The 20,992-nt window shown below is 60.2% G+C and carries 16 protein-coding genes; 11 read left to right on the top strand and 5 right to left on the bottom strand.

All coding sequences use genetic code 11. The annotated features are described in order from the left end of the window. Nucleotides 1-11: 11 nt before the first annotated feature. Nucleotides 12-5,438 carry an alpha-2-macroglobulin family protein gene (locus FIU92_RS15435; RefSeq protein ID WP_152459460.1) on the bottom strand — a complete coding sequence of 1,809 codons (5,427 nt, stop codon included), beginning with the start codon at nucleotides 5,436-5,438 and terminating at the stop codon, nucleotides 12-14. 116 nt (nucleotides 5,439-5,554) lie between these two features. Between FIU92_RS15435 and FIU92_RS15430 the strand changes: the two genes are divergently transcribed. Next, nucleotides 5,555-7,813: a response regulator gene (locus FIU92_RS15430; RefSeq protein ID WP_152459459.1), complete on the top strand. Its 2,259-nt coding sequence runs from the start codon at nucleotides 5,555-5,557 to the stop codon at nucleotides 7,811-7,813. A 90-nt stretch (nucleotides 7,814-7,903) separates the two neighbouring features. On the opposite strand, the gene yaaA is transcribed toward FIU92_RS15430, so the two are convergent. From yaaA to FIU92_RS15415, 3 genes are all read right to left on the bottom strand, one after another. Beyond that, a complete protein-coding gene (gene yaaA, locus FIU92_RS15425; protein ID WP_152459458.1) occupies nucleotides 7,904-8,674 on the bottom strand; it encodes a peroxide stress protein YaaA in 771 nt (256 codons plus the stop codon). Nucleotides 8,675-8,707: 33 nt separating this feature from the next. Continuing rightward, the gene (gene recQ, locus FIU92_RS15420) at nucleotides 8,708-10,747 is read right to left on the bottom strand and encodes a DNA helicase RecQ (protein WP_152459457.1); all 2,040 of its coding nucleotides are present in this window, start codon (nucleotides 10,745-10,747) and stop codon (nucleotides 8,708-8,710) included. A gap of 76 nt (nucleotides 10,748-10,823) precedes the next feature. Continuing rightward, entirely contained in the window at nucleotides 10,824-11,111 is a 288-nt protein-coding gene (locus tag FIU92_RS15415) for a YggT family protein (protein WP_005980077.1), read from the bottom strand. Nucleotides 11,112-11,239: 128 nt separating this feature from the next. Between FIU92_RS15415 and FIU92_RS15410 the strand changes: the two genes are divergently transcribed. The 10 genes from FIU92_RS15410 (at nucleotide 11,240) to smpB (ending at nucleotide 19,458) form a co-directional block, all read left to right on the top strand. After that, a complete protein-coding gene (locus FIU92_RS15410) occupies nucleotides 11,240-12,607 on the top strand; it encodes an MFS transporter (protein ID WP_152459456.1) in 1,368 nt (455 codons plus the stop codon). Continuing rightward, on the top strand, nucleotides 12,604-13,467 hold the full coding sequence (gene mepA / locus FIU92_RS15405; protein WP_152459455.1) for a penicillin-insensitive murein endopeptidase: 864 nt from the start codon (nucleotides 12,604-12,606) through the stop codon (nucleotides 13,465-13,467). Before FIU92_RS15410 ends, mepA begins: the two co-directional genes overlap by 4 nt. After that, nucleotides 13,440-14,324: an esterase-like activity of phytase family protein gene (locus FIU92_RS15400; RefSeq protein WP_152459454.1), complete on the top strand. Its 885-nt coding sequence runs from the start codon at nucleotides 13,440-13,442 to the stop codon at nucleotides 14,322-14,324. Before mepA ends, FIU92_RS15400 begins: the two co-directional genes overlap by 28 nt. A gap of 91 nt (nucleotides 14,325-14,415) precedes the next feature. Beyond that, nucleotides 14,416-15,063, top strand: coding sequence for a queuosine precursor transporter (locus tag FIU92_RS15395; protein ID WP_152459453.1), 648 nt, complete (start codon nucleotides 14,416-14,418; stop codon nucleotides 15,061-15,063). A gap of 263 nt (nucleotides 15,064-15,326) precedes the next feature. Further along, entirely contained in the window at nucleotides 15,327-15,746 is a 420-nt protein-coding gene (gene arfB, locus FIU92_RS15390; protein WP_152459452.1) for an alternative ribosome rescue aminoacyl-tRNA hydrolase ArfB, read from the top strand. 60 nt (nucleotides 15,747-15,806) lie between these two features. After that, complete coding sequence (locus FIU92_RS15385) at nucleotides 15,807-16,553, top strand: SDR family oxidoreductase (protein ID WP_152459451.1); 747 nt, start codon at nucleotides 15,807-15,809, stop codon at nucleotides 16,551-16,553. Between the two features lie 82 nt (nucleotides 16,554-16,635). Next, on the top strand, nucleotides 16,636-17,652 hold the full coding sequence (locus FIU92_RS15380; protein WP_152459450.1) for a P1 family peptidase: 1,017 nt from the start codon (nucleotides 16,636-16,638) through the stop codon (nucleotides 17,650-17,652). 113 nt (nucleotides 17,653-17,765) lie between these two features. Continuing rightward, complete coding sequence (locus tag FIU92_RS15375) at nucleotides 17,766-18,179, top strand: cytochrome c family protein (protein WP_152459449.1); 414 nt, start codon at nucleotides 17,766-17,768, stop codon at nucleotides 18,177-18,179. Nucleotides 18,180-18,380: 201 nt separating this feature from the next. Continuing rightward, a complete protein-coding gene (idi, locus tag FIU92_RS15370; protein ID WP_152459448.1) occupies nucleotides 18,381-18,923 on the top strand; it encodes an isopentenyl-diphosphate Delta-isomerase in 543 nt (180 codons plus the stop codon). Between the two features lie 58 nt (nucleotides 18,924-18,981). After that, nucleotides 18,982-19,458, top strand: coding sequence for an SsrA-binding protein SmpB (smpB, locus tag FIU92_RS15365; protein WP_152459447.1), 477 nt, complete (start codon nucleotides 18,982-18,984; stop codon nucleotides 19,456-19,458). Here the strand turns inward: smpB and glpK are convergent. Next, nucleotides 19,455-20,933 carry a glycerol kinase GlpK gene (glpK, locus tag FIU92_RS15360; RefSeq protein WP_152459446.1) on the bottom strand — a complete coding sequence of 493 codons (1,479 nt, stop codon included), beginning with the start codon at nucleotides 20,931-20,933 and terminating at the stop codon, nucleotides 19,455-19,457. The two genes, smpB and glpK, sit on opposite strands and share 4 nt — an antisense overlap. Nucleotides 20,934-20,992 lie beyond the last annotated feature (59 nt).

The following is a 20,992-nucleotide window of genomic DNA, read 5'->3' as shown; positions in this document are numbered from 1 at the left end:
CGCAAGGCCGGTCACTGGATCTCGACCCGTCCGGTAGATGTCCGCGCCCGGTTCTGTGGGCGGTACATGTCCTCGACCGAGGCCGCCGGATGATGGAACACGCCAGGTGTCACGGCGCGCGCCACGTAGGCCAGCGTCACGGTTTCACGACCGGACAAATCAACGGCGGCCAGGAACCGGTCCGAGCGGAACTCGGTATGGGTGGCGTCGGACAGATCCAGCCAGTCCAGCGAGCGGACATCGCCCGAGCGCAGCAGGCTTGGGTTATCAATCTCGATCCCGGCGGCCAGTGGATCGTTCACCATCAGCCGCGCGCCGCCGTTTTCGAACGGTGTTATTTGCAATACGGTGACGAACCGATCACCCACGGCAAAGCTGTCTGAATCGATCAGATCGCCATCCATCGAGTAATACCGCCGTTCGATTGCATAGCCGGTGCCGCCTGCCTCGGGCGGAATCTCAGGGATGCCTGTGACCGTCAAGGTGATATCCGTCGCCTGACCGTCGGCGGCCGTGACGTTGATCTCGTCCGCCTGTCCGGATTGCAGAACTTTCACGAACGGACCGGAAACCGGGGCCCCGTTGACCATCAAGCCCGATCCCGTTGGGTCAGACACAAGCGCGTGCGCCGCCAGCAATGACCACGTGGCCTCCTGAGTGGACAGCGGCGTGCGGCCCGTGCTCACCCGTTGGATCAAAGCATCGCGGTCGATCGCCTCGCTGCCCGCGTCCACGGCAAGGCTCAACAAGCCCGCTGCATCCCGCAGGTGGGTGCCGTAGTCAGCGCGCCAGACGTTCTGTTGCTGGTTCTGTTGCCGATCCAGCATCCGCGCGGCACGGTTGAACATCGCATCCGCGCGGGTCTGGTCGCCGTAAGAGGCCAGAGCTGCGCCCAGTTGCGCCGCCGCCAGAGGGGTGTCGAAGGCATCCCCTTTGACATCCGCGTAATAGCGCAGATCGCCCATCGAGGCCGCGCCTTCCCGCGCAAGAACCATCAGGGCATAGGCGATGTCCTGACCGCCTTCGTCGAAATCAGGCGCGTAATTGACCCTGTTCCGAAGATTATCCATCGCCTGAGCAAACGCCCGGTCCGGCACGGGATGCCCCTGAATGCGGGCACGGGACAGGAAATCGGTCACATATGCGTCCAGCCAGAAATCCCCGCTGTCTGCGCGCCACAGGCCAAAGGCGCCGTTTGCGGCCTGACGGGTCAGGATACTGCGGATCGAATCGGCGATGCGTTGATCTACAACCGGGCCATCACCCAGCCCCGTGGCTTGCGCAACGGATGACAGGTACAGCAACGGCAGCGCTTTGCTGGTGATCTGTTCGGTGCAGCCATAAGGGTAACGGTTCAGCTGATCCAGCAGACCGGGCGTGTCGAATTTGGCCAACGCTCCGGCGGACAGGATGGCCTTGGCCGAACCCGGCTGGAACCCGTCAAACACATCCTGCGAAAACAGGAAGCTATCGCCTGCGCCCAAGGCAAAACGCCGCGTCTGTGCAATCACCGGGTCATTGGCCCGCACCGGCATGCGCAGGGTTTGCGACAGGTCGCGCCCATCAGGTGTGGTGATCGATACGCTGATTTCAGGATCGCCGATGGCGCTGGCCGTGATCGGGATGTCGAAAACCGCCTTGCCACCGTCCTCCAGCACAAAGCTGGCCGGTGCCGCGCCCAGTTCCAAACCCTTGGAGGCGGTCAGGCCAAGTGCCATTTCTCCGGATGTGCCATCCGCATGGACGATCTCAAGACGCATCCGGCTTTGATCGCCCGGGGCAAGGAAGCGCGGAAGGCTGGCGGTGACGACCACCGGGTCGCGGACGATCATTTCAGCTTCGGCCTGACCGACGGATTTGCGCGACCACGCGACGGCCATCAGCCGGACGGTTCCGTTGAAGGCAGGAAGGGGTATGTCGATCTCAACCTCTCCGTCCGCGCCGATCTCGACCGGTCCACTGAACACGGCCATCAGGTCTTGTGTCGGTGGCGGAGACTGGCGACGCATCCCGCTGTCATTGTCGCCGCCCGAGCGCACTGTGCCCATGGCTCCGTTCATGCCGTTGATCAGTCGTCCGTAGACATCCCGCAGATCAACCCCCAGACGGCGCTGCCCGAAATAGTATCCTTGCGGGTCCGGGCTTTTGAACCCGGTGAGGTTCAGAATGCCCAGGTCGACGGCGGCCAGCGTCAGCCAGACCGGTTCGTCGTCCACGGTATTTTCGACCCTGATACGGGCTTTTTGCGTCTGACGCGGTGCGGTGACCTCGGGCACATCGACAGTTACGGAAAGTCTGCGGTCCCCTGGATCGATGCTGGCATGGGCCACGCCCATCGCCCGCGCGGGGTTCCGACCAGCTGCAACATCCATTGGGCGGATCACGGTTGCGGTGACATAAGCCCCGGCGCCCCAATCCTGGGTCACCTCAATCGGGATCAGAGTTTCCCATTCGGGCACCTCCACGATCTGGCGGTGGATCAGACGGTTCGAAAGGACTTCGATCTGAGCGACACCGGCCATGCGGGGCACGATCCGCAACTGCGCCGTATCCCCGATGCGATAACTGTCGCGATCCAACGACATTTCAAGCCGGTCCGGCGTGGTCGATGCATCGGCGGCCTGATACCAGCCCGCATAGAAATCGACGGCGGTTTCGGTATATGTTCCGTCAACTCGCTGCACCACCAGTTCATAGCGCCCCCATTCCACCGGTTGGGTCAGTGTCAGAGGGTCAGAGGAGACGTCCACCTCGCCGGAGGCGACACGGCTGCGGCGCGTTGTCGGTTCCCAGTTCCAGTCGCCGTGAAGCTGGTACCATTGATAGCGCGTTTCTATCTTGTTCAGCGTCCAGCGGAGATGCATCGGAATGGGCGTCAACTCAGGAGACAGGCCAACGATCTCGAATGCAGCTTCGGTGCCTTCCGGAATGACTTCGTCGAACAGAGGTTTGACACCAATAACAGGGTGCGGCGGCAGGACGGGCGCGGTCAGGCGACGCTCGACCGGGCGGCCTGAGCCATCGGCAAGCCGGGCGATGATTTCGGCCTCGATTGGCTTTCCCTCAGTCTCTAACACGGGGATTTTGACTGCTACGGTCGCGTGCCCCGTCGCGTCTGTGCGCGTGTCTCCGAAATATGTGCTCTTGATCGAGGTTTCTGCATCATAGCGACCAAAGCGATATCCGTCGTAGCCCGGGACCGTGTCCGCCGGGCGTGCGATGACCTGCCCGTCGATGCTCAGGTCCGACCCCGGCGCTCTAAACAGATAGCGCGCGTCGATCGAGAGCGGTGGGCTGTCGCCGGGGCGCAAGGGTGCGTCGGGCAGGGTCAGTTCGAAATCGATCCGTTCGGGCAGGAAATCCTCGACAAGAACGGTCTGACGCGACAGCGCATCGCCTTTTGGATCGGATTTGATTTCAATTTTCCATGCGCCGCGCGGTACGTCTGCGGCCACGGGCAGGGCAAAGACATGGCCCCCGGCAACACCGCCATCCGAGACAGACCGGCGGTATTCCACCCCGTCCGGGCGATACAGGATCGACGTCAGAGGCAGGCCCTCGATGGCCTGCGCCTTGCCATCGCGGGACAGGGCGGTGACATGGATCACTTCGCCGGCCCTATAGGCACCTCGGTCGGTGGTCAGAAAGACATCGACCGGCCCCGCCGGTGCGCGCCCTTCAACGCCGCGATCCGACAGGTCAAAGGCAGGATCGATCAGCGAGAGAAAGCTGAAATCCCTATCATCGATTGCCGCCGTCACCAGAGCAGGCGCGCTGGCCCCTTTGCCGCGTGTCAGGCCCGGATCGAACCTTGCATAGCCGGTTTCATCGGTCTGTGCCGATGCGATGACAGCATTCGCCCCTGAGACCAGCGAAACTTCGACACCCTCGCGCGGTGCCGCATCGCTTAGCCCGCGCACGGTCACGTGCAGCCCGTCAGTGCCCAAGGCGGTGCTGATCCCCAGATCAGAAAGCACAAACCATTGCGTTGCGCCGGGATCGTCATAGGGATCGGCCCCCGGAACCCGGGCGGTCAATGCATAGATACCCGCAGGTTGATCCGAGATCGCTTCGGCCATGGGAAGACGTGCCGTCATGGTTTGGTTCAACTGGTTTGAAACCTCGGCAGTACCCGTCCAGATGTCCTGGGCAATCTGGTCCGAGAATTCTTCCTCCTGCCATTCGCTGAGCGGGCGGCCGAAAAAGTCCTGTTGCACGGCCCGCAACAGGTTCCGGTCGCTGACCCGCCGCAGGGTCAGGTCAAGTTCGGTGACATTGACCGTTTCGACAGGCAAGGCCGCGTCGGCAGATTTCGGAAGGACATAGCTGCGCCCGGGAAACCGAACCGAAGGCGTCCGGTCGCGTACATAATGGGTCAGTTCGATGCTGCGATTCAGTGCTTCGCCCGAGGCGGCAGGCAAGCCTTCGCGCAGCGTCAGGCGATAACGCTGGCCATGCGCGACCCCATCGATGCAAAGCTGGCTGTCTTCGGCCTGCACGACCAGCCCGTCGGCGTCACGTTGAACGAAGGGATCATAGTCGACCCCGGCCTTGACCAGCGATTCCGAGAATTCGATACAGATCCTGGGGGCTGCGGCATCGCTTTCGACCGAGCTGTCGACCACGCGGAAACCGTATTTGCCGATGGCTTTGTCCAATGCGGTCAGCACGTCTTCGCGCGGCTGCACCTGCTCGGCCAACCGAAGAACGGGAATCATGTCGCGCCCGCGCTCAACCTCTTCCAGGGCGTCCGCAAGGGTCACCAGGGCAGCGATCTGGGTGCCGGGGGTTTCGGCGCGCAGATAGCCATTGATCGACGCATTCAGCGCGCGGTTGCGCAGGTCGCGCCGCTCGTTCCAACCCGAAGGGTTCATGGCCAGCAGCAGGCGCGCATATTCCACCCAAAGATCCGCGCTGTCGCTGAGCGATACGGCGACACCGGTCCACTGCATCGCTTGTGCGACACTGCCCGTGTCGCGCGCCGCATCCAGAACGGCCCGCAGATCATACCCCCCTGCCGGGTGCAGGAATCCCAGACCGCGGGCTTGTTTTCTTGCATGCCCCAGATCGCCAGAACTCAGGACGCTCAGCGCTTGTGCGCGCGTTTTTCCCAAGGTTAGGGTCTGTTCGCTGCTTGGCACCTTTTGCGCGGACAATGCGCCTTGATACGCCTCTTGTCGGTTCACGCCACTTTTGGGAAAGCAGGCATCGGACCGGGTGTTGTAGGTGAACGCCGTACATTGCGCGTTGGCCGAGCAGGCCTGAATACAGGACTTCAGATCGGTGTCGAACAACGGATCCAGATCCGACCCGTAAAAATCCGTGTCCCGAGAGGTGACATAGCGGAACTCGGGCACTGCACTCTGCGCCAGAACGGCAGCGGGAAGGATCAGAAGGCAAATTATGTAAGTTATTGAAATAAAAACAAAGCGGTGCATCGTGCTCTCCTCTTTGCGCTCAACCTTGCATGGCGCGCGCCTGTAGCGCAACGGCTTAAACAGTTTTTCATTCTCTGTCGCGATGCTGAGATCCGAACGTCCCGGAATCGATCAAAATGAGTCTTGCAAACAAACTGGCACAGGAACGGCGTGCGCGTCTGGCAGCCGAACGAATGCTTGCCTTGAAACAGGCCGAACTTTCGGCCGCCAATCGCAAACTGGGCCAACACGCCATGGCGTTGACCAGGCGCATTGGTGAAACTCAGGCCGAAGTCGAAACTGTTCGCGGCGAAAACGAAAAGGTCAAATCCGATCTCACCGTCGCTCATGCCAAGATCGAGATTGCCGAACGCCGCCTCTGGCATTCGATCCAGACGATTCAGGACGGGTTTGCATTCTTTGACGGAGACAGCAGGCTCATTAGCGCAAACGCTGCATATCTCAGCGTGTTTGAAGGGCTGGATGAGGTGGCGCCGGGGATTTCCTACCAGCGCATTCTGCAATTGCTGACCACCGAAGGAATTGTCGATACCGGTGACGAAACCGCCGAGGAATGGCAGGCCAGAATGCAGGCACGCTGGAACCGGGCCAATCCACCTCCGATCGTCATGCAACTGTGGAACGGTCACTACATCCGCCTGATCGATCAGCGTGGCAGCGGCGGTGACGTGGTCAGCCTGGCGCTCAACATCACCGCGTTGGTCCGGCACGAAACAGAACTGAAGGCTGCCCGCGAACGGGCGGAAGCGGCCAACAGGGCCAAATCAGCCTTTCTTGCCAATATGAGCCACGAAATCCGCACGCCGATGAATGGTATCGTGGGTATGGCCGAACTGCTTGATGAATCTCCGCTGGACGAAGAACAGCGGCTCTATGTCAACACCATCCGCAATTCGGGTGAGGCATTGTTGGTTATCATCAACGACGTGCTTGATTACTCCAAGATCGAGGCGGACAAATTGGTTTTGCACCCTGAACCCTTCGATCTGGAGCGCTGCATTCTTGAAGTCGCAATGCTGTTGCAGCCAAGCGTGCGCGACAAGGGGCTCACGTTGCTTGTGGATTACGACCTGTTCCTGCCCACCCTTTTCGTGGGCGATCCGGGCCGAATACGGCAGGTTCTGACCAATCTGGTCGGCAACGCAGTCAAATTCACCACGGAAGGGCATGTCCTGGTCCGTGTGACAGGCGTTCCGCATGCCCAGGCTCAGACATGCGATATCCATGTTGCCATCGAAGATACCGGCATCGGTATCGATGCGGACAAGATCAACCACGTTTTTGGTGAGTTCAATCAGGTCGAAGATGAACGCAATCGTCAATTTGAAGGTACCGGGTTGGGTCTTGCGATCACCAGGCGCCTGATCACCATGATGGGCGGTTCAGTCTGGGTCGAAAGCGAACCGGGTCGGGGATCCTGTTTCGGGTTCAGGGTGTCGCTGCCCACGGCAGAAGGCCCACAGCCCGAGCCTCCGAAACTGGCGGATTGCGTGAAACACGTCATGGTGGTCGAGGATCTGGCCGTAAACCGGGCCATTCTGGCGAAACAACTTGGCCGTTTGGGGGCCGAAGTGACGGTTTGCGCATCAGGGGCCGAGGCGCTGGCAGAAATGCATGACGCGATTGAACTTGTCCTGTGCGATCATGATCTGCCGGATATGGATGGCTTGGATCTTGCCGTCACCCTCAAAGACCGTGGGTGGGGCGACGCCTCGGTCATAGTGATGTCTGCAAATCCATCTCTGATCCACACGCACCCAGCCCGCGAACTGATCGATGGTGTGTTGCAGAGGCCAATTCCAAGGGCCGAGTTGTATTCCAGGCTCGTGGCTCTCAAGGACATCCCGCCGCCAGAACGTCGTTCGACGCAGCGAAAACCCGTCTCTGACGGCCGAGAAACCAAGGTCTTGGAAACAAGGCGCATGAAGGTACTGGCGGCCGAGGACAATCTTACCAACCAGCTGATCCTGAAAAAGATGGTCAAAGACCTGCATATAGATCTGCGATTTGCGTCCAATGGAATAGAAGCCGTCGAGATCTTTCAGGAATTTGACCCGGACTTGATCTTCATGGACATATCGATGCCAAAAATGGACGGCAAACAGGCCACTGCTGAAATCCGCAGGCTTGAGGTCGAAACAGGGCGTCATGTCCCGATCGTCGCCTTGACGGCTCATGCAATGGCCGGTGACGATCAGGGCATCCTGTCCGCGGGGTTGGATCACTACATGACGAAACCGCTGCGCAAAAACCACATTCATCAAATGATCCTGCAACACCAACCGGATGGCGTAAGCGAAGTCATGGACAATCACCTCGCCCAGAAGCATGCACCCATGTGTGACCGCAAACAGGATCCCACTTCATCTGGCTGAAAATATCCCGGGGAGCGCGAGGGGCTGGCCCCTCGCCCGGACCCACGGCCCAAAACCGTGGAAGGAAGTATCGATCAGGCTGTCAGGGTCTCAGGCCGAATAAGGTCGAACAAAGACAGGTTTATCCTTTTCCGACAGGTCAGCACGATACGCGTAACCGCCCGTATCGAAATCCAGCAAGGCATCGGGGTCGGTCAGGCGGTGGTGAATGACATATCGCGCCATTGCACCACGCGCCTTTTTGGCAAAGAAACTCACGATCTTCGGTGTGCCGTTCCTGTCTTCCATGAACACCGGCGAGATGACGCGCAATTTCAGCGCGTTCGGGTCCACGGCGCCGAAATACTCCTGACTGGCGCAGTTGATCAGAACGTCGCTGCCGATCATGTTGCCTTGTGCGTTTAGAGCTTTGCTCAGCTGGTCGCGCCAAAACTCGTAAAGGTTTTTGCCGCGCCGTGTTTTCAGCTTGCTACCCATCTCCAGCCTGTAGGGCTGTATCGCATCGAGTGGCCGCAACACACCATAGAGACCTGAGAGGATGCGCAGATGATCCTGTGCCCATGCCAGTTCGTCAGGATCGAGCGAAGCTGCTTCCAGACCCTGATAGGTGTCCCCCGCAAAGGCCAGCGCGGCAGGGCGCGTTGCATCAGCGTCTGGCATGTCGGAAAAAGCACGATAGCGATCGCGGTTCAGGCGCGCCAGATCATCGCTCAGACCCATCAGCTTTTTCAGATCGCCAAGGGTCAGATTGCGCGCGGTTTTGGACAGTCTGATCGCATCATCCTGAAAATCGGGCTGTGTGACTTCAACGTCCCGCTCTGTCCAGTCCAGCCGTTTGGCCGGGGAAATCACTACCAGCATACCTGCCCTCTTTCCTTACCTGTCCCGGCGTATCTAGCCCGCCTCACGCAGCACGTCCAGAAAGGCGGTGCCAAACCTTTCGTGACGCCGGTCGCCCAGCACCTGTTCAAGCCCGCGCAGGTCATCCGGGCGCATCTGTGCCACCTTTGCCAGTTGCGAGGCCGAGCAGGTCAGAGGCTTGTCTATCCCGTCGGGACCGCGGGACAATTGGGACTGTACTTCCAGCAAGCGGTCAAAGATGTCGCCCTGATCGCGACCGGCCAGCTTGCGGCGCGCCGGGTGCAACGCCTGGGCCTCGCCCGCGATCACTTCAAGGAAGGTGTCGCCATACCGTTCCAGCTTCTTGGCGCCGACGCCGCCAATCCGGGCCATCTCGTCCAGCGTCATGGGGCGCTTTTCCGCCATTTCGATCAGGGTGCGATCCGGAAAAATGACATAGGCCGGGACCCGGGCGGATTCTGCCAAAGCGCGTCTTTTGGCCTTGAGAGCCGACAGCAAGGGCGCATCTTCATCGGACACCATGGCTTTCACGGCGGGGCGACGGGTTGCCTTGCGCAGGGCGTCCTTGCGCAGATTGATCTTTGCCTCGCCCTTGAGAATAGGTTTGGCGGCCTCGGTCATGCGCAAGGCCCCGTGGCGTTCGGGGTCGGGGCGCACCAGATCGTGCCCCATCATCTGGCGGAATATCGCCTGCCATTGCGCGCGCGACCAGTCCTTGCCGATGCCCCAGGTGGACAGACCATCATGACGACGGGCGCGGATCTTGTCGGTCTCGTTCCCCAGAAGGATGTCGATCAGATGACCGCTGCCAAACCATTCCTCGGTGCGAAGAATCGCGGACAAGGCCATTCGGACGGGTGTTGTTCCATCAAATACTTCGGGCGGTGTATCGCACAGGTCGCATTTGCCGCAGGGTGCGGCCTGTTCCCCGAAATAGCCCAGCAGGGTCTGGCGGCGGCAGTGCAGCGCCTCGGCCAACCCCAGCAGCGCGTTCAGCCGCGCATGGTCCGCCATGCGGCGTTCGGGTGGTGCCAGCCCCTCGTCAATCTGGGACCGCCGCAAACGTATATCGTCGGGGCCGAACAGAGTCAGGGTCTCAGCCGGCCCGCCGTCGCGCCCGGCGCGGCCGATTTCCTGGTAATAGGCCTCGATGGATTTCGGCAGGTCCGCATGGGCGACCCAGCGAATGTCGGGCTTGTCGATGCCCATGCCGAAGGCCACGGTGGCCACCACGATCAGCCCGTCCTCGCGCGCGAAGCGGGTTTCGACGATGCGGCGGTCCTCGGCCTCCATCCCGCCGTGATAGTGGCAGGCGCTGTGGCCCTGTTCGCGCAGCGCCTGCGCCAGAACTTCGGTCTTGTTGCGGGTGCCGCAATAAATGATGCCCGACTGGCCTCGGTGGGCGTCCGCGAAATCCAGGATCTGCCTGCGCGGGCTGTCCTTGGCGGCAAAGGCCAGGTGGATATTCGGCCGGTCGAAGCCCCGCAGAAACTTGCGCGGGGGTGTGCCGTCGAACAGTTTCTCGACGATTTCGTCCTGGGTTTCCGCATCCGCCGTGGCGGTGAAGGCGGCCAAGGGCACGTTCAGCGCGCGCCGCAACTCTCCGATCCGTAAATAATCAGGGCGGAAATCATGGCCCCACTGGCTGACGCAATGGGCCTCGTCCACCGCGATCAGGCTGACATTGATCCGACGCAACACGCCCAGTGCCGACCCGGCGGCCAGCCGTTCGGGCGCCATGTAAAGCAGTTTCAGCCGCCCGGCTTCGAGCGCCGCCCACACGGCATCTGTTTCCTCGGGGGTGTTGCCCGAGGTCAGCGCGCCGGCTTCGACCCCGGCTTCTTGCAGCCCCCGCACCTGATCGCGCATCAGGGCGATCAGCGGCGAGATCACCACCGTGACCCCGTCGCGCAGCAGGGCAGGCAGTTGATAACACAGGGATTTGCCGCCGCCCGTGGGCATGATGGCCAGCACGTTCTGGCCGGCGGTTACGGCATCGACGATCTCTTCCTGCCCGGGGCGGAATTCATCGAATCCAAAGACATCTCGCAGCAGAGGCGCGGCGTCGAACATGTGCGTGGGTGCCCTGTTTCAAGATTTGACTGCTCTTGAAAGGACAATCACACAGTCGGAATCGGGGAACAAGAGGTCAGTAGAAATAGACCGCGTTGTTGATCAGGATGATCCGCAGCGCATAGACCCCGATCAGCACCACCAGCGGCGTCAGGTCCAGACCGCCCATGTTGGGCAGGATACGCCGGATCGGGCCATAAATAGGCTCTAAAAGGCGGTTCAGCCCGTACCAGATTTGCGCGACCAGTTGTTGGTGCAGGTTGAGCACCTGAAAGTTGATCAGCCAGCTCATGATCACATGGGCCAGGATGATGAACCAGACAATGTCCAGGATCAGCAGCAGGATTTGGATCAGCGACAGCATGGGTTCTCCGCATTCTAGTTGGCCGAGACCTAAGCACCATAGCGACAAAGAGCAAGTGTCTGGCACTCAACGCTTGCGATTTGAATTAAAGCCCAGTCATATAATCGCAACGATAAACAGGGGCAGAGATGGCAGAGATTTCCAAGCGCAGGCGCATCTGGGGCTGGTGGTTCTTTGACTGGGCCAGCCAGCCCTATCATACCCTTCTGGTCACCTTTGTCTTTGGCCCCTACTTCGCAGGCGTCGCCGCCGGGTATTTCACTACTGAAGGGCTGGATGCGCAGGCGGCTGCGGCGCGCGCGCAGACTGTTTGGGCGAACTGTCTGACGATCACTGGGTTGATCATCGCTTTTGGCGCGCCGCTGCTGGGGGCGATGGCGGATGTTTCGGGGCGGCGTATCCCGTGGATATTTGCCTTTTCGGTCATGTATGCGGTCGGGTCTGCGGCGCTTTGGTACACGATGCCCGATGGCTCGAACATGTGGTTGATGCTGTCGGCTTTCGGTTTTGGCTTCGTCGGCGCGGAATATGCGCTGATCTTCATCAACTCGCAGCTACCCGATCTGGGTGATGACAGCGAAGTGGGAGAGATCTCGGGCTCTGGCTTTGCCTTTGGCTATTTTGGAGGGCTGATTTCGCTGGCGATCATGCTGGCGCTGTTTGTGGAACAGCCAAACGGCAAAACCCTGATCGGGATGACGCCCGCCTTTGGTCTGGATGCTGCCACCCGGGAAGGCACGCGTTTCGTCGGCCCATTTACGGCAATCTGGTTCATTCTGTTCATGGTGCCGTACTTCCTGTGGGTCCGCGATGATGCGGCGATAGACAGGAAAGGAAGCGTGGGAGAGGCGCTGCGCCTGTTGTCGAAATCAGTGTCTAACTTGCGCTATCGCGTCAGTCTGGCCAGTTACCTCGGTTCGTCCATGTTCTATCGCGACGCGCTGAACGGGCTGTACAGTTTTGGTGGTGTCTATGCGCGGCTGGTGTTGGAATGGGATCTGATCAAGATCGGAGTATTCGGGATCGTCAGCGTTCTCGCCTCGGCCGTTTTTGCGTGGATCGGGGGAAAGGCAGACAAGAAATACGGCCCGAAGCCGGTTATAATGGTGGCGATCTGGGTATTGATTTTTGTCTGCGTCACAGTGGTGTCGATGGACCGGACGCAGATCTACGGCATCGGCCTGCCTGACGGATCCAACCTGCCTGACCTCGTCTTCTTTGGCTGTGGTGTGCTGATCGGTGGCATGGGAGGCATTCTGCAATCGGCCAGCCGTTCGATGATGGTGCGCCACACCGACCCTGAAACCCCGGTCGAAAGCTTTGGTCTTTATGGTCTGTCGGGGCGCGCGACCGCTTTTGCGGCCCCGTTGTTGATCGGGATTGCAACAACCGCAACCGGCAGTGCGCGTCTGGGGGTGTCACCAATCATTCTGTTGTTTATTCTGGGTCTATTCCTGATGCGCTGGGTCAGACCGGAAGGGGATCAGAGCAGATGATTTTACTACGTTTTTTGGCACTATTGGTAATAACCGCGCTGGCGAATACGGCATCAGCGCAGCCCTTGGCAAAGCAGTTGTTCGGGGCACAGAAGGTAAGCTCGCAACAAAAAGCAGCGGCGTTCGGCAGTTATTCGCGCGGATGTGCGGCCGGATCGGTTCAATTGCCCGAGACCGGGCCCACGTGGCAGGCAATGCGGCTGTCGCGCAATCGCAACTGGGGGCATCCCGAAGCGATCGATTACGTGCAGGACCTCAGCCGGTTCGCGGCGAAACAGCCGGGTTGGAACGGTCTCTATATCGGGGATATCAGCCAGCCGCGGGGCGGGCCAATGACTTCGGGCCACCGCTCGCACCAGCTGGGGCTGGATATCGATATCTGGATGCTTCCGGGTGACAACATGCGCCTGTCGCGCAAGGCGCGCGAGAATATTTCGTCCATATCGCTGCGCCGCTCGAACGGTGCCTACGTCAACAGCAACTGGACCAAACAGCACCACGCGGTGCTGCGCGAAGCCGCCAAGGACAAGCGCGTGGCACGTATCTTCGTGTTCCCCGGGGCGAAGGTTCAGATGTGCAACGATGAAAAAGGCAACCGGGCCTACCTGCGCAAGATCAGGCCCTGGTGGGGGCATCACTACCACTTCCATGTGCGCCTGAAATGCCCAAGAGGATCAAAGGGATGCGTCAACCAGGATGCACCACCCAAGGGCGATGGCTGTGCCGAGGCGCAACAATGGGTGCGTAACATCCTGAACCCGCCGCCGCCAGACCCGAACGCGCCGGCGCCCAAGAAACGCCGGGAATATGTGCTGGCCGATTTGCCGAAACAATGCGCCTCAGTCTTGCAATCCAAGTAAGTGCGGCACTGTTTCTGGCCACGGCGGCCCCCGGAGTGGATGTAAAAACCGCCACACATCAAAGCAGTTTTGCATGGCGTGACAAGGCGGATTGGTTCGGTGGATTCTCCGCGCTGCACATTTCGGACAATGGGCAGAAGATGATGGCGCTGAGCGACCGGGCACGGTTGGTGACGGCGCGCATTGACCGTCTTGATGGCGAGATCACCGGCATTCGCATTCTGGGGCAATGGCCGGTTCTGTCCAGCAACGGGCATCTCATGTCCGGCGGCGTTGGCGATTCCGAGGGGATTGCGGCGGCTCCTGACGGTGGATTCTATATCTCATTCGAAGGGGTGCACCGCGTCGCCCATTACCCCGCACCGGGCACGAAGGCGCGTGTATTGCCACGCCCGCAGGCATTTCAGCATCTCGCCGACAACGGGTCCTTTGAAGGTCTGGCCATCGACAGGCGCGGGCGGCTGTATACGCTGCCGGAAACGAACCGCACCTCGGACGGAGATATTCCCGTCTATCGCTGGAATGGCCAAACCTGGTCGACCCCATTTGTTCTGCCCCAGCGTGGTTGGTTCAAACCGGTTGCCGCTGATTTCGGTCCTGATGGGCGGTTCTACGTGTTGGAGCGAAACCTCACGGCAATCGGATTTCGCTCGCGCCTGCGGCGATGGGATCTGACAGGCGACGTGCCAAAAGCCGAGGAAACCCTGTTCGAAACCGGAACCGGCGCGCATGACAACCTCGAAGGCTTGTCGATCTGGCGGGATGATCGGGGACGTTTGCGGGCCACGATGATCTCGGATGACAACTTTCTGGCACTGCAACGGACCGAGTTGGTCGAGTATCTGCTGCCCGATTGACACGCGGCAGATGAAGGTCTAAACGCACAGCCTGCCTTGGGACGGTCCCTTGGCCAAGTCGCCGCTACCTTGTCAAAACGGGCATCAAAAAATGCAACGCAACTTTATTCCCGGCATTCTTGCCATGGCCGCCATCGTCGTGGCCTCGAACATCCTGGTCCAGTTCCTGATCTTTGATGGCCTGTTGACCTGGGGTGCCTTCACCTATCCGTTGGCCTTTCTGGTCACTGACATCATGAACCGCGTCTACGGTGTGGGCCCTGCCCGCAAGGTTGTTTTCGCGGGCTTCGTCACCGGGGTGATCTGCTCGCTGATCGGCAGCCAGATCATGCTTCAGGGCGACGGGTTCACCTATGCCGCCGTGCCGCTGCGCATCGCCGTCGCCTCGGGCACTGCGTTCCTGATCGCGCAGCTGACCGACGTCACCGTGTTCAACGCCATGCGCGGTGGTCAATGGTGGCGTGCTCCGCTGGTCTCGACCCTGGTTGGTTCAGCGCTGGATACCGCGATCTTCTTCACCATCGCCTTCTCGGCCTCGGTCACCTTCTTTGGTGCCGATGCAGATGCGGCCATCAATTGGGCGTGGGAGCCCGTGCCCTTCATGCTGTCGGGCCCCGAGGCACCGCTGTGGGTGACGCTGGCCTTTGCTGACTGGTTGGTGAAACTGTCGCTGGCCCTGATCGCGCTGATTCCGTTCAAGGTGATCGTTGCGCGACTGACCGCTGCACAGCCTGCGTAAAAAAGTGCTTTGAGAATGGCGCATCTTGTGTCACGCTTCTTTTCAACCGCAACAGATAGAAAAGGAGGTGATCCAGTGTCGAGAAAGAGATTGGAGAGAGGTGTCGGAACAACCGGGGGGACCGCCTGCTAGGGCAGCCCTTGGCCGAGCGTATGCTCCGGCTGGTCGATTGATCTAACCGACCCGACCTCCTGAACTTTCGAAGGGCCGTCCCACCGGGGCGGCCCTTTCTGTTTTTAACCGCTCCAGCTATGGTCTTGCCCATGTTGCGCATCTCTGACGAAATCACTCTGCAAGACTGGGAAATGACCGAGAGCTTCATGCGTTCCTCCGGTCCAGGTGGGCAGAATGTGAACAAGGTCTCGACCGCCGTTGAACTGCGCTTCGAAGCCGCGCGCTCACCCTCGCTGCCCGATCCGGTCAAGGCGCGGCTGAAACGGCTGGCCGGGCGCCGATGGACCAAGGATGGCGCGATCATCATTCAATGCGAAGAAACACGTTCCCAAGCCCGCAACAGGGAAATTGCGCGAACAAGGCTGGCCGAGCTGATCGGCAAGGCGCTGGTCAAACCCAAGCGGCGCATCGCGACGAAACCCACCTATGGTTCGGTCAAACGCAGGCTTGCGGCGAAAAAGGCGCGGGGCGACGTCAAGGCGCTGCGCGGCAAGGTGTCCGAAGATTGATCTGGCATCTCGTCCGGGCGTTGATAGTCTGGCCTGCAAAAGGTGCAGGAGAGTAACACCATGAGGCTGGAGGGAAAAACCGCAATCGTCACTGGCGGTGCATCCGGGTTTGGTGCGGGGATCGTAAGGAAGTTCCTGGCCGAAGGCGCGCGTGTCATGATCGCTGACATCAATGGCGATGCTGCGCATGAACTCGCAACCCGGCTTGGGTCCGAGGCGGTTGCCCAGCAGGTCGATGTAGGCGAGGGCGCTTCGGTTCAAAAGATGGCGGATGCGGCTTTCTCAACCTTCGGCCATCTGGACATCCTTGTGAACAACGCCGGTGTGACCCACTTGCCGGCGCCGCTGGAGGAGGTAAGCGAAGCGGATTTCGACCGTGTTTTCAACGTGAACATGAAATCCGTCTATCTGACCGCCCGCGCATTGGTTCCACCCATGAAGGCGTGCGGGGCGGGTTCAATACTGAATGTTGCTTCAACCGCGGGCCTGTCACCGCGCCCGAACCTGAACTGGTACAACGCTTCCAAGGGCTGGATGATCACCGCAACCAAAACGATGGCGGTCGAGCTCGCCCCGTCCGGCGTGCGGGTGAACGCGATCTGCCCGGTTGCCGGGGAAACGCCGCTATTGAAATCCTTCATGGGCGAGGATACGCCCGAAATCCGTGCAAAATTCCTGTCGACCATCCCGTTGGGCCGCTTCTCAACCCCCGAAGATATGGCCAATGCCGCCTGTTTCCTGTGTTCGGACGAGGCCAGCATGATCACCGGCGCCGCGCTCGAGGTGGACGGAGGCCGATGCATCTGACCCGCTCTTCATCTGGCCAAAAATATCCCCGCCGGAGGCAGCGCGCGCCAGCGCGCTTTCCCGCTCAACCGCCGAGGCTTGCATGATCCCCGGACCCAGAAACCTGATCACGGATGTCCCCGGCCTGAAGGTCGGCAACGCACAGAACGCAACTTTGAAATCAGGCGTCACCGTCCTGACCGGCGCGCAACCACTCCGCGCCTCGGTGCATGTGATGGGTGGCGCTCCCGGCACGCGCGAGACAGATTTGCTGGCCGCCGACAAGACCGTTGAAAAGGTGGATGCGATCGTGCTTTCGGGCGGGTCGGCCTTCGGGCTGGATGCCTGTTCGGGCGTCATGGATGCGCTGCATGCCCTGGGCCGCGGGTTCAAGGTGGGTTCCGCCGTGGTGCCGATCGTGCCCGGGGCAATCCTGTTCGACCTGCTGAATGGCGGCCACAAGGCGTGGTACGAGAATCCCTATCGCGCCTTGGGCCGTGCGGCGTTCGAATCCGCGTCGGACCGGTTCGAACTCGGAACAGCAGGTGCAGGAACCGGGGCTTTGACCGCGATGCACAAAGGCGGGTTGGGTTCGGCCTCGGTTGTTTTGGACAGTGGTGTTACCGTTGGCGCATTGGTTGCGGTCAATCCGCTGGGCAGTGTCACCACGCCGGGTGACAGGCATTTCTGGGCAGCCCCCTTTGAAGTGGACGGCGAGTTCGGTGGGTTGGGGCCTGATCCCAATGCCGGACTTGGCCAACCAACGGTCAGTCGCAAAGCGCAGGTGATGCAGTCCGCGAACCCGGACAAGGCCAATACCACGATTGCCATCGTTGCGACGGATGCGGCCCTGACCAAACCGCAATGTCAGAGACTGGCCGTTGCCGCCCATGACGGTATTGCCCGCGCCATTGTACCCGCCCACACGCCGGGGGATGGTGATCTGGTATTCGGGGTCAGCACGGGCGCGCGGAGTGTCGCCACCGACACCGAACCAGGTGTCATCGGGCATGCGGCCTCGCTGTGCCTGGCGCGAGCTATTGCGCGCGCCGTGTATCTGGCGACTCCGGCCGCAGGCGATCTGTTGCCTTGCTGGTCCGAGGTACATGACAAAAGTTAAGGACATCCTATTTGTCGCAGTGGCACATTAAGCGCGCGCGGCAATCTGCGCGTTGACTCTTTTTTGCGCCGACGGTCCATTCGGTGCAGCCAATTTCTATCGGAGCAAAAGCTATGAATCGCATCCTCGCTACCGCAATCGTCGGCCTTCTGGCCCTTCCTGCTTATGCTGAAGGTGACGCTGAGGCGGGCAAGAAAACCTTCAACAAATGCAAGTCCTGCCACATGATCGCCGACCCGGCAGGCGAAGTGATCGTCAAAGGTGGCAAGACCGGCCCCAACCTCTATGGAATCGCGGGCCGCACCGCTGGTACCGTTGAGGGTTTCAAATACGGAGACAGCATCGTTGCCGCCGGTGAGAAGGGCCTGGTTTGGGACGAAACTACTTTTGTCGAGTATGCTCAGGACCCCAAGGCATTTTTGAAATCCTATCTGGATGATACATCCGCCAAATCGAAAATGACCTTCAAGCTGAAAAAGGGCGCCGAAGACGTCTATGCCTATATCGCAAGCGTGTCGGGTGAATAACACCTGATACTGTGCACTACTGCACAAGGACCAAAGGCCGCAGCCCCTGCGGCCTTTGGTGCGATTGATAACAATGTGGAACAGCCGCACTTTAAAGTCAGACGGCGGATTGCCAAGCAACGCCGCAAAGCCAAGCCGATCCGGCAACAGCAATAATCAAAATCAGGGCTCGTCAGGCGGATTGGCAGCAGGAGAGGACAGATGGGTATCATGATCCCAGCTTGGGTCGATGGTGAGTTGACCCCTGTAGACAAGCTTGAAGTTCACGAGAAGGGGCTCAAGCACAAGGCTGTGTCGGTTTTTGTCGTACGGGGGACCGAGATCCTGTTACAGCGTCGCGCATTGGGCAAGTACCACACGCCCGGCCTTTGGGCGAACACCTGCTGCACGCATCCCGATTGGGACGAAAGCTCGTCCACCTGTGCCGTGCGCCGCCTGCGTGAAGAGCTGGGGATCACGGGCCTGTATCCAGAATACCGACACCGGCTGGAATATCACGCCGATGTGGGCAACAGCATGGTGGAAAACGAGGTTGTCGACGTCTTTCTGGCCCATGTCCGCGGCTCGCTGAAAATCGCGCCCAACCCGGATGAAGTCATGGATATCCGTTGGATCGACTATCACGATCTGTTGGCCGAAGTGAAACGTCACCCGGATCGGTTTACGCCCTGGTTGAAGATATATCTTCACAACCACGCGGACACGATTTTTGGCCCGGATCTGATCATTTCTGCCAAATCATGACCGCGGCTGGAAATCCGTGCCTTGCAAGGGCGGCGCAAGCCGCCTAAATCAACGCGTCATGGCCAAGCAGAAGACAGACCCGAATTACAAAGTGATCGCCGAAAACCGGCGCGCCCGCTTCGATTATGCCATCGAGGACGACATCGAATGCGGTATCGTTCTGCAAGGATCCGAGGTCAAATCCCTGCGCGCGGGTGGCTCCAACATCGCGGAAAGCTATGCCACCGTCGATGATGGCGAGCTGTGGCTGGTCAACAGCTATATTGCGCCATACGAGCAGGCCAAAGTGTTCAAGCACGAAGAACGCCGCCGTCGCAAGCTGTTGGTGTCCCGCAAACAGATGTCCGATTTGTGGAATGCAACCCAGCGCAAGGGCATGACGCTGGTGCCGCTGGTTTTGTATTTCAACCACAAGGGGTTGGCCAAGATCAAGATCGGCATCGCCAAGGGTAAGAAAACCCATGACAAGCGCGAAACCCAGGCCAAGCGGGATTGGTCACGGCAGAAACAGCGTTTGTTGAAAGACCACAGCTAGAACGCCATCGCTGCCTGTACCGCGCGTTGCCAACGCTCATAAGCCGCATCGCGTTCGGCTTGTTCCTGCGTTGGTTCGAACCGGCGATCCAGCGCCCAAGTTTCCGCAAACCCGGCCTGATCCGGATAAATTCCGGCTTTCATGCCTGCCAGCCATGCGGCGCCCAGGGCTGTCGTCTCTTGCATGACAGGGCGGTCCACAGGCGCGCCAAGACAGTTCGACAGGCCTTGCATGGTCCAGTCAGACGCGGCCATCCCGCCATCGACGCGCAGGATGACATCGGCATCGGCGCCCCAGTCGCCCTGCATGGCATGCCACAGGTCGCGGGTCTGGAAGGCGATGCTTTCCAGCGTGGCGCGGGCAATCTCGGCCCGGCCGGAATTGCGCGTCAGCCCGAACAGCGCTCCGCGACAGTCAGGTTTCCAATAAGGCGCCCCGAGGCCGGTGAAGGCGGGCACAAGCACCACATGCTGGTTCGGATCGGCCTGAGCCGCCAGTTCGCCGCTTTGTGGCGCCGCATCAATGATCTGCAACGCGTCGCGCAACCATTGCACTGCGGCCCCCGCGATAAAGATCGAACCCTCCAGCGCATAAGTTCGCCGGCCGTCCAGTTGATACGCGATCGTCGTCAGCAGGCGGTTATTCGACTGAACCGGCTGCGCGCCAGTGTTCAGCAGTGCAAAGCAGCCCGTGCCATAGGTTGATTTCATCATACCGGGCTGGAAACAGGCCTGCCCGATGGTGGCGGCTTGCTGGTCGCCTGCAACGCCCAGAATGGGAATGTCGCCCCCGAGCAAAGTGGTGGTTCCGAAATCCGCGGCGCAATCCTTCACTTCGGGCAAAAGGTTCAGGGGCACATCCAGCAGGTCGCAAATCTCGGCGCTCCACGTGCCCGAGTGAATATCGAACAGCAGAGTACGGGCAGCGTTGGTGGCATCGGTTGCATGGACACGGCCTTCGGTCAGCCGCCAGATCAGGAAACTGTCGATCGTGCCGAACAGCAGGTCTCCGGCTTCTGCGCGCTCGCGTGCACCGGAAACGGTATCCAGCAGCCATTTGACCTTGGTGCCCGAGAAATAAGGATCTAGCAGCAGACCGGTCTGAGCTGTGACGTCATCCTCGCACCCGGCCTGTTTGTAGCGCGCGCAGATATCGGCGGTGCGGCGGTCTTGCCAGACGATGGCATTGTGGATGGCCTTGCCGGTCTGTTTGTCCCAGACGACCGTCGTTTCGCGCTGGTTGGTGATTCCGATACCGGCAATCTGATCCGCTGAAACACCGGTGGTTTCCATCACCTCACGGCACACGTGCAGAACGCTGGACCAGATATCCTCGGGGTCGTGTTCAACCCAGCCTTCCTGCGGAAAGTGCTGAGGAAACTCCTGCTGGGCGGTGCCAACAGGCCGCATCTGCGCGTCAAACAGAATGGCGCGCGAGGATGTGGTGCCTTGATCGATTGCCAGAATATGGGTCATTTCCGCTCTCCCCCGGTATCGTTTTGCCGGACTTTAGCGCAAACAATGGCGAAGGGGCC

Source organism: Ruegeria sp. THAF33, from assembly GCF_009363615.1.
Lineage (GTDB): Bacteria > Pseudomonadota > Alphaproteobacteria > Rhodobacterales > Rhodobacteraceae > Ruegeria.
The sequence above is the reverse complement of the archived record's forward strand: the minus strand, read 5'-3'. Positions and strand labels throughout refer to the sequence as shown.

What these genes read in the sequence shown, in the direction of transcription:
- FIU92_RS15435 (WP_152459460.1), bottom strand. Translation starts at nt 5,438, where the DNA reads ATGCACCGCTTTGTTTTTATTTCAATAACTTACATAATTTGCCTTCTG.
- FIU92_RS15430 (WP_152459459.1), top strand. Translation starts at nt 5,555, where the DNA reads ATGAGTCTTGCAAACAAACTGGCACAGGAACGGCGTGCGCGTCTGGCA.
- yaaA (WP_152459458.1), bottom strand. Translation starts at nt 8,674, where the DNA reads ATGCTGGTAGTGATTTCCCCGGCCAAACGGCTGGACTGGACAGAGCGG.
- recQ (WP_152459457.1), bottom strand. Translation starts at nt 10,747, where the DNA reads ATGTTCGACGCCGCGCCTCTGCTGCGAGATGTCTTTGGATTCGATGAA.
- FIU92_RS15415 (WP_005980077.1), bottom strand. Translation starts at nt 11,111, where the DNA reads ATGCTGTCGCTGATCCAAATCCTGCTGCTGATCCTGGACATTGTCTGG.
- FIU92_RS15410 (WP_152459456.1), top strand. Translation starts at nt 11,240, where the DNA reads ATGGCAGAGATTTCCAAGCGCAGGCGCATCTGGGGCTGGTGGTTCTTT.
- mepA (WP_152459455.1), top strand. Translation starts at nt 12,604, where the DNA reads ATGATTTTACTACGTTTTTTGGCACTATTGGTAATAACCGCGCTGGCG.
- FIU92_RS15400 (WP_152459454.1), top strand. Translation starts at nt 13,440, where the DNA reads ATGCGCCTCAGTCTTGCAATCCAAGTAAGTGCGGCACTGTTTCTGGCC.
- FIU92_RS15395 (WP_152459453.1), top strand. Translation starts at nt 14,416, where the DNA reads ATGCAACGCAACTTTATTCCCGGCATTCTTGCCATGGCCGCCATCGTC.
- arfB (WP_152459452.1), top strand. Translation starts at nt 15,327, where the DNA reads ATGTTGCGCATCTCTGACGAAATCACTCTGCAAGACTGGGAAATGACC.
- FIU92_RS15385 (WP_152459451.1), top strand. Translation starts at nt 15,807, where the DNA reads ATGAGGCTGGAGGGAAAAACCGCAATCGTCACTGGCGGTGCATCCGGG.
- FIU92_RS15380 (WP_152459450.1), top strand. Translation starts at nt 16,636, where the DNA reads ATGATCCCCGGACCCAGAAACCTGATCACGGATGTCCCCGGCCTGAAG.
- FIU92_RS15375 (WP_152459449.1), top strand. Translation starts at nt 17,766, where the DNA reads ATGAATCGCATCCTCGCTACCGCAATCGTCGGCCTTCTGGCCCTTCCT.
- idi (WP_152459448.1), top strand. Translation starts at nt 18,381, where the DNA reads ATGGGTATCATGATCCCAGCTTGGGTCGATGGTGAGTTGACCCCTGTA.
- smpB (WP_152459447.1), top strand. Translation starts at nt 18,982, where the DNA reads ATGGCCAAGCAGAAGACAGACCCGAATTACAAAGTGATCGCCGAAAAC.
- glpK (WP_152459446.1), bottom strand. Translation starts at nt 20,933, where the DNA reads ATGACCCATATTCTGGCAATCGATCAAGGCACCACATCCTCGCGCGCC.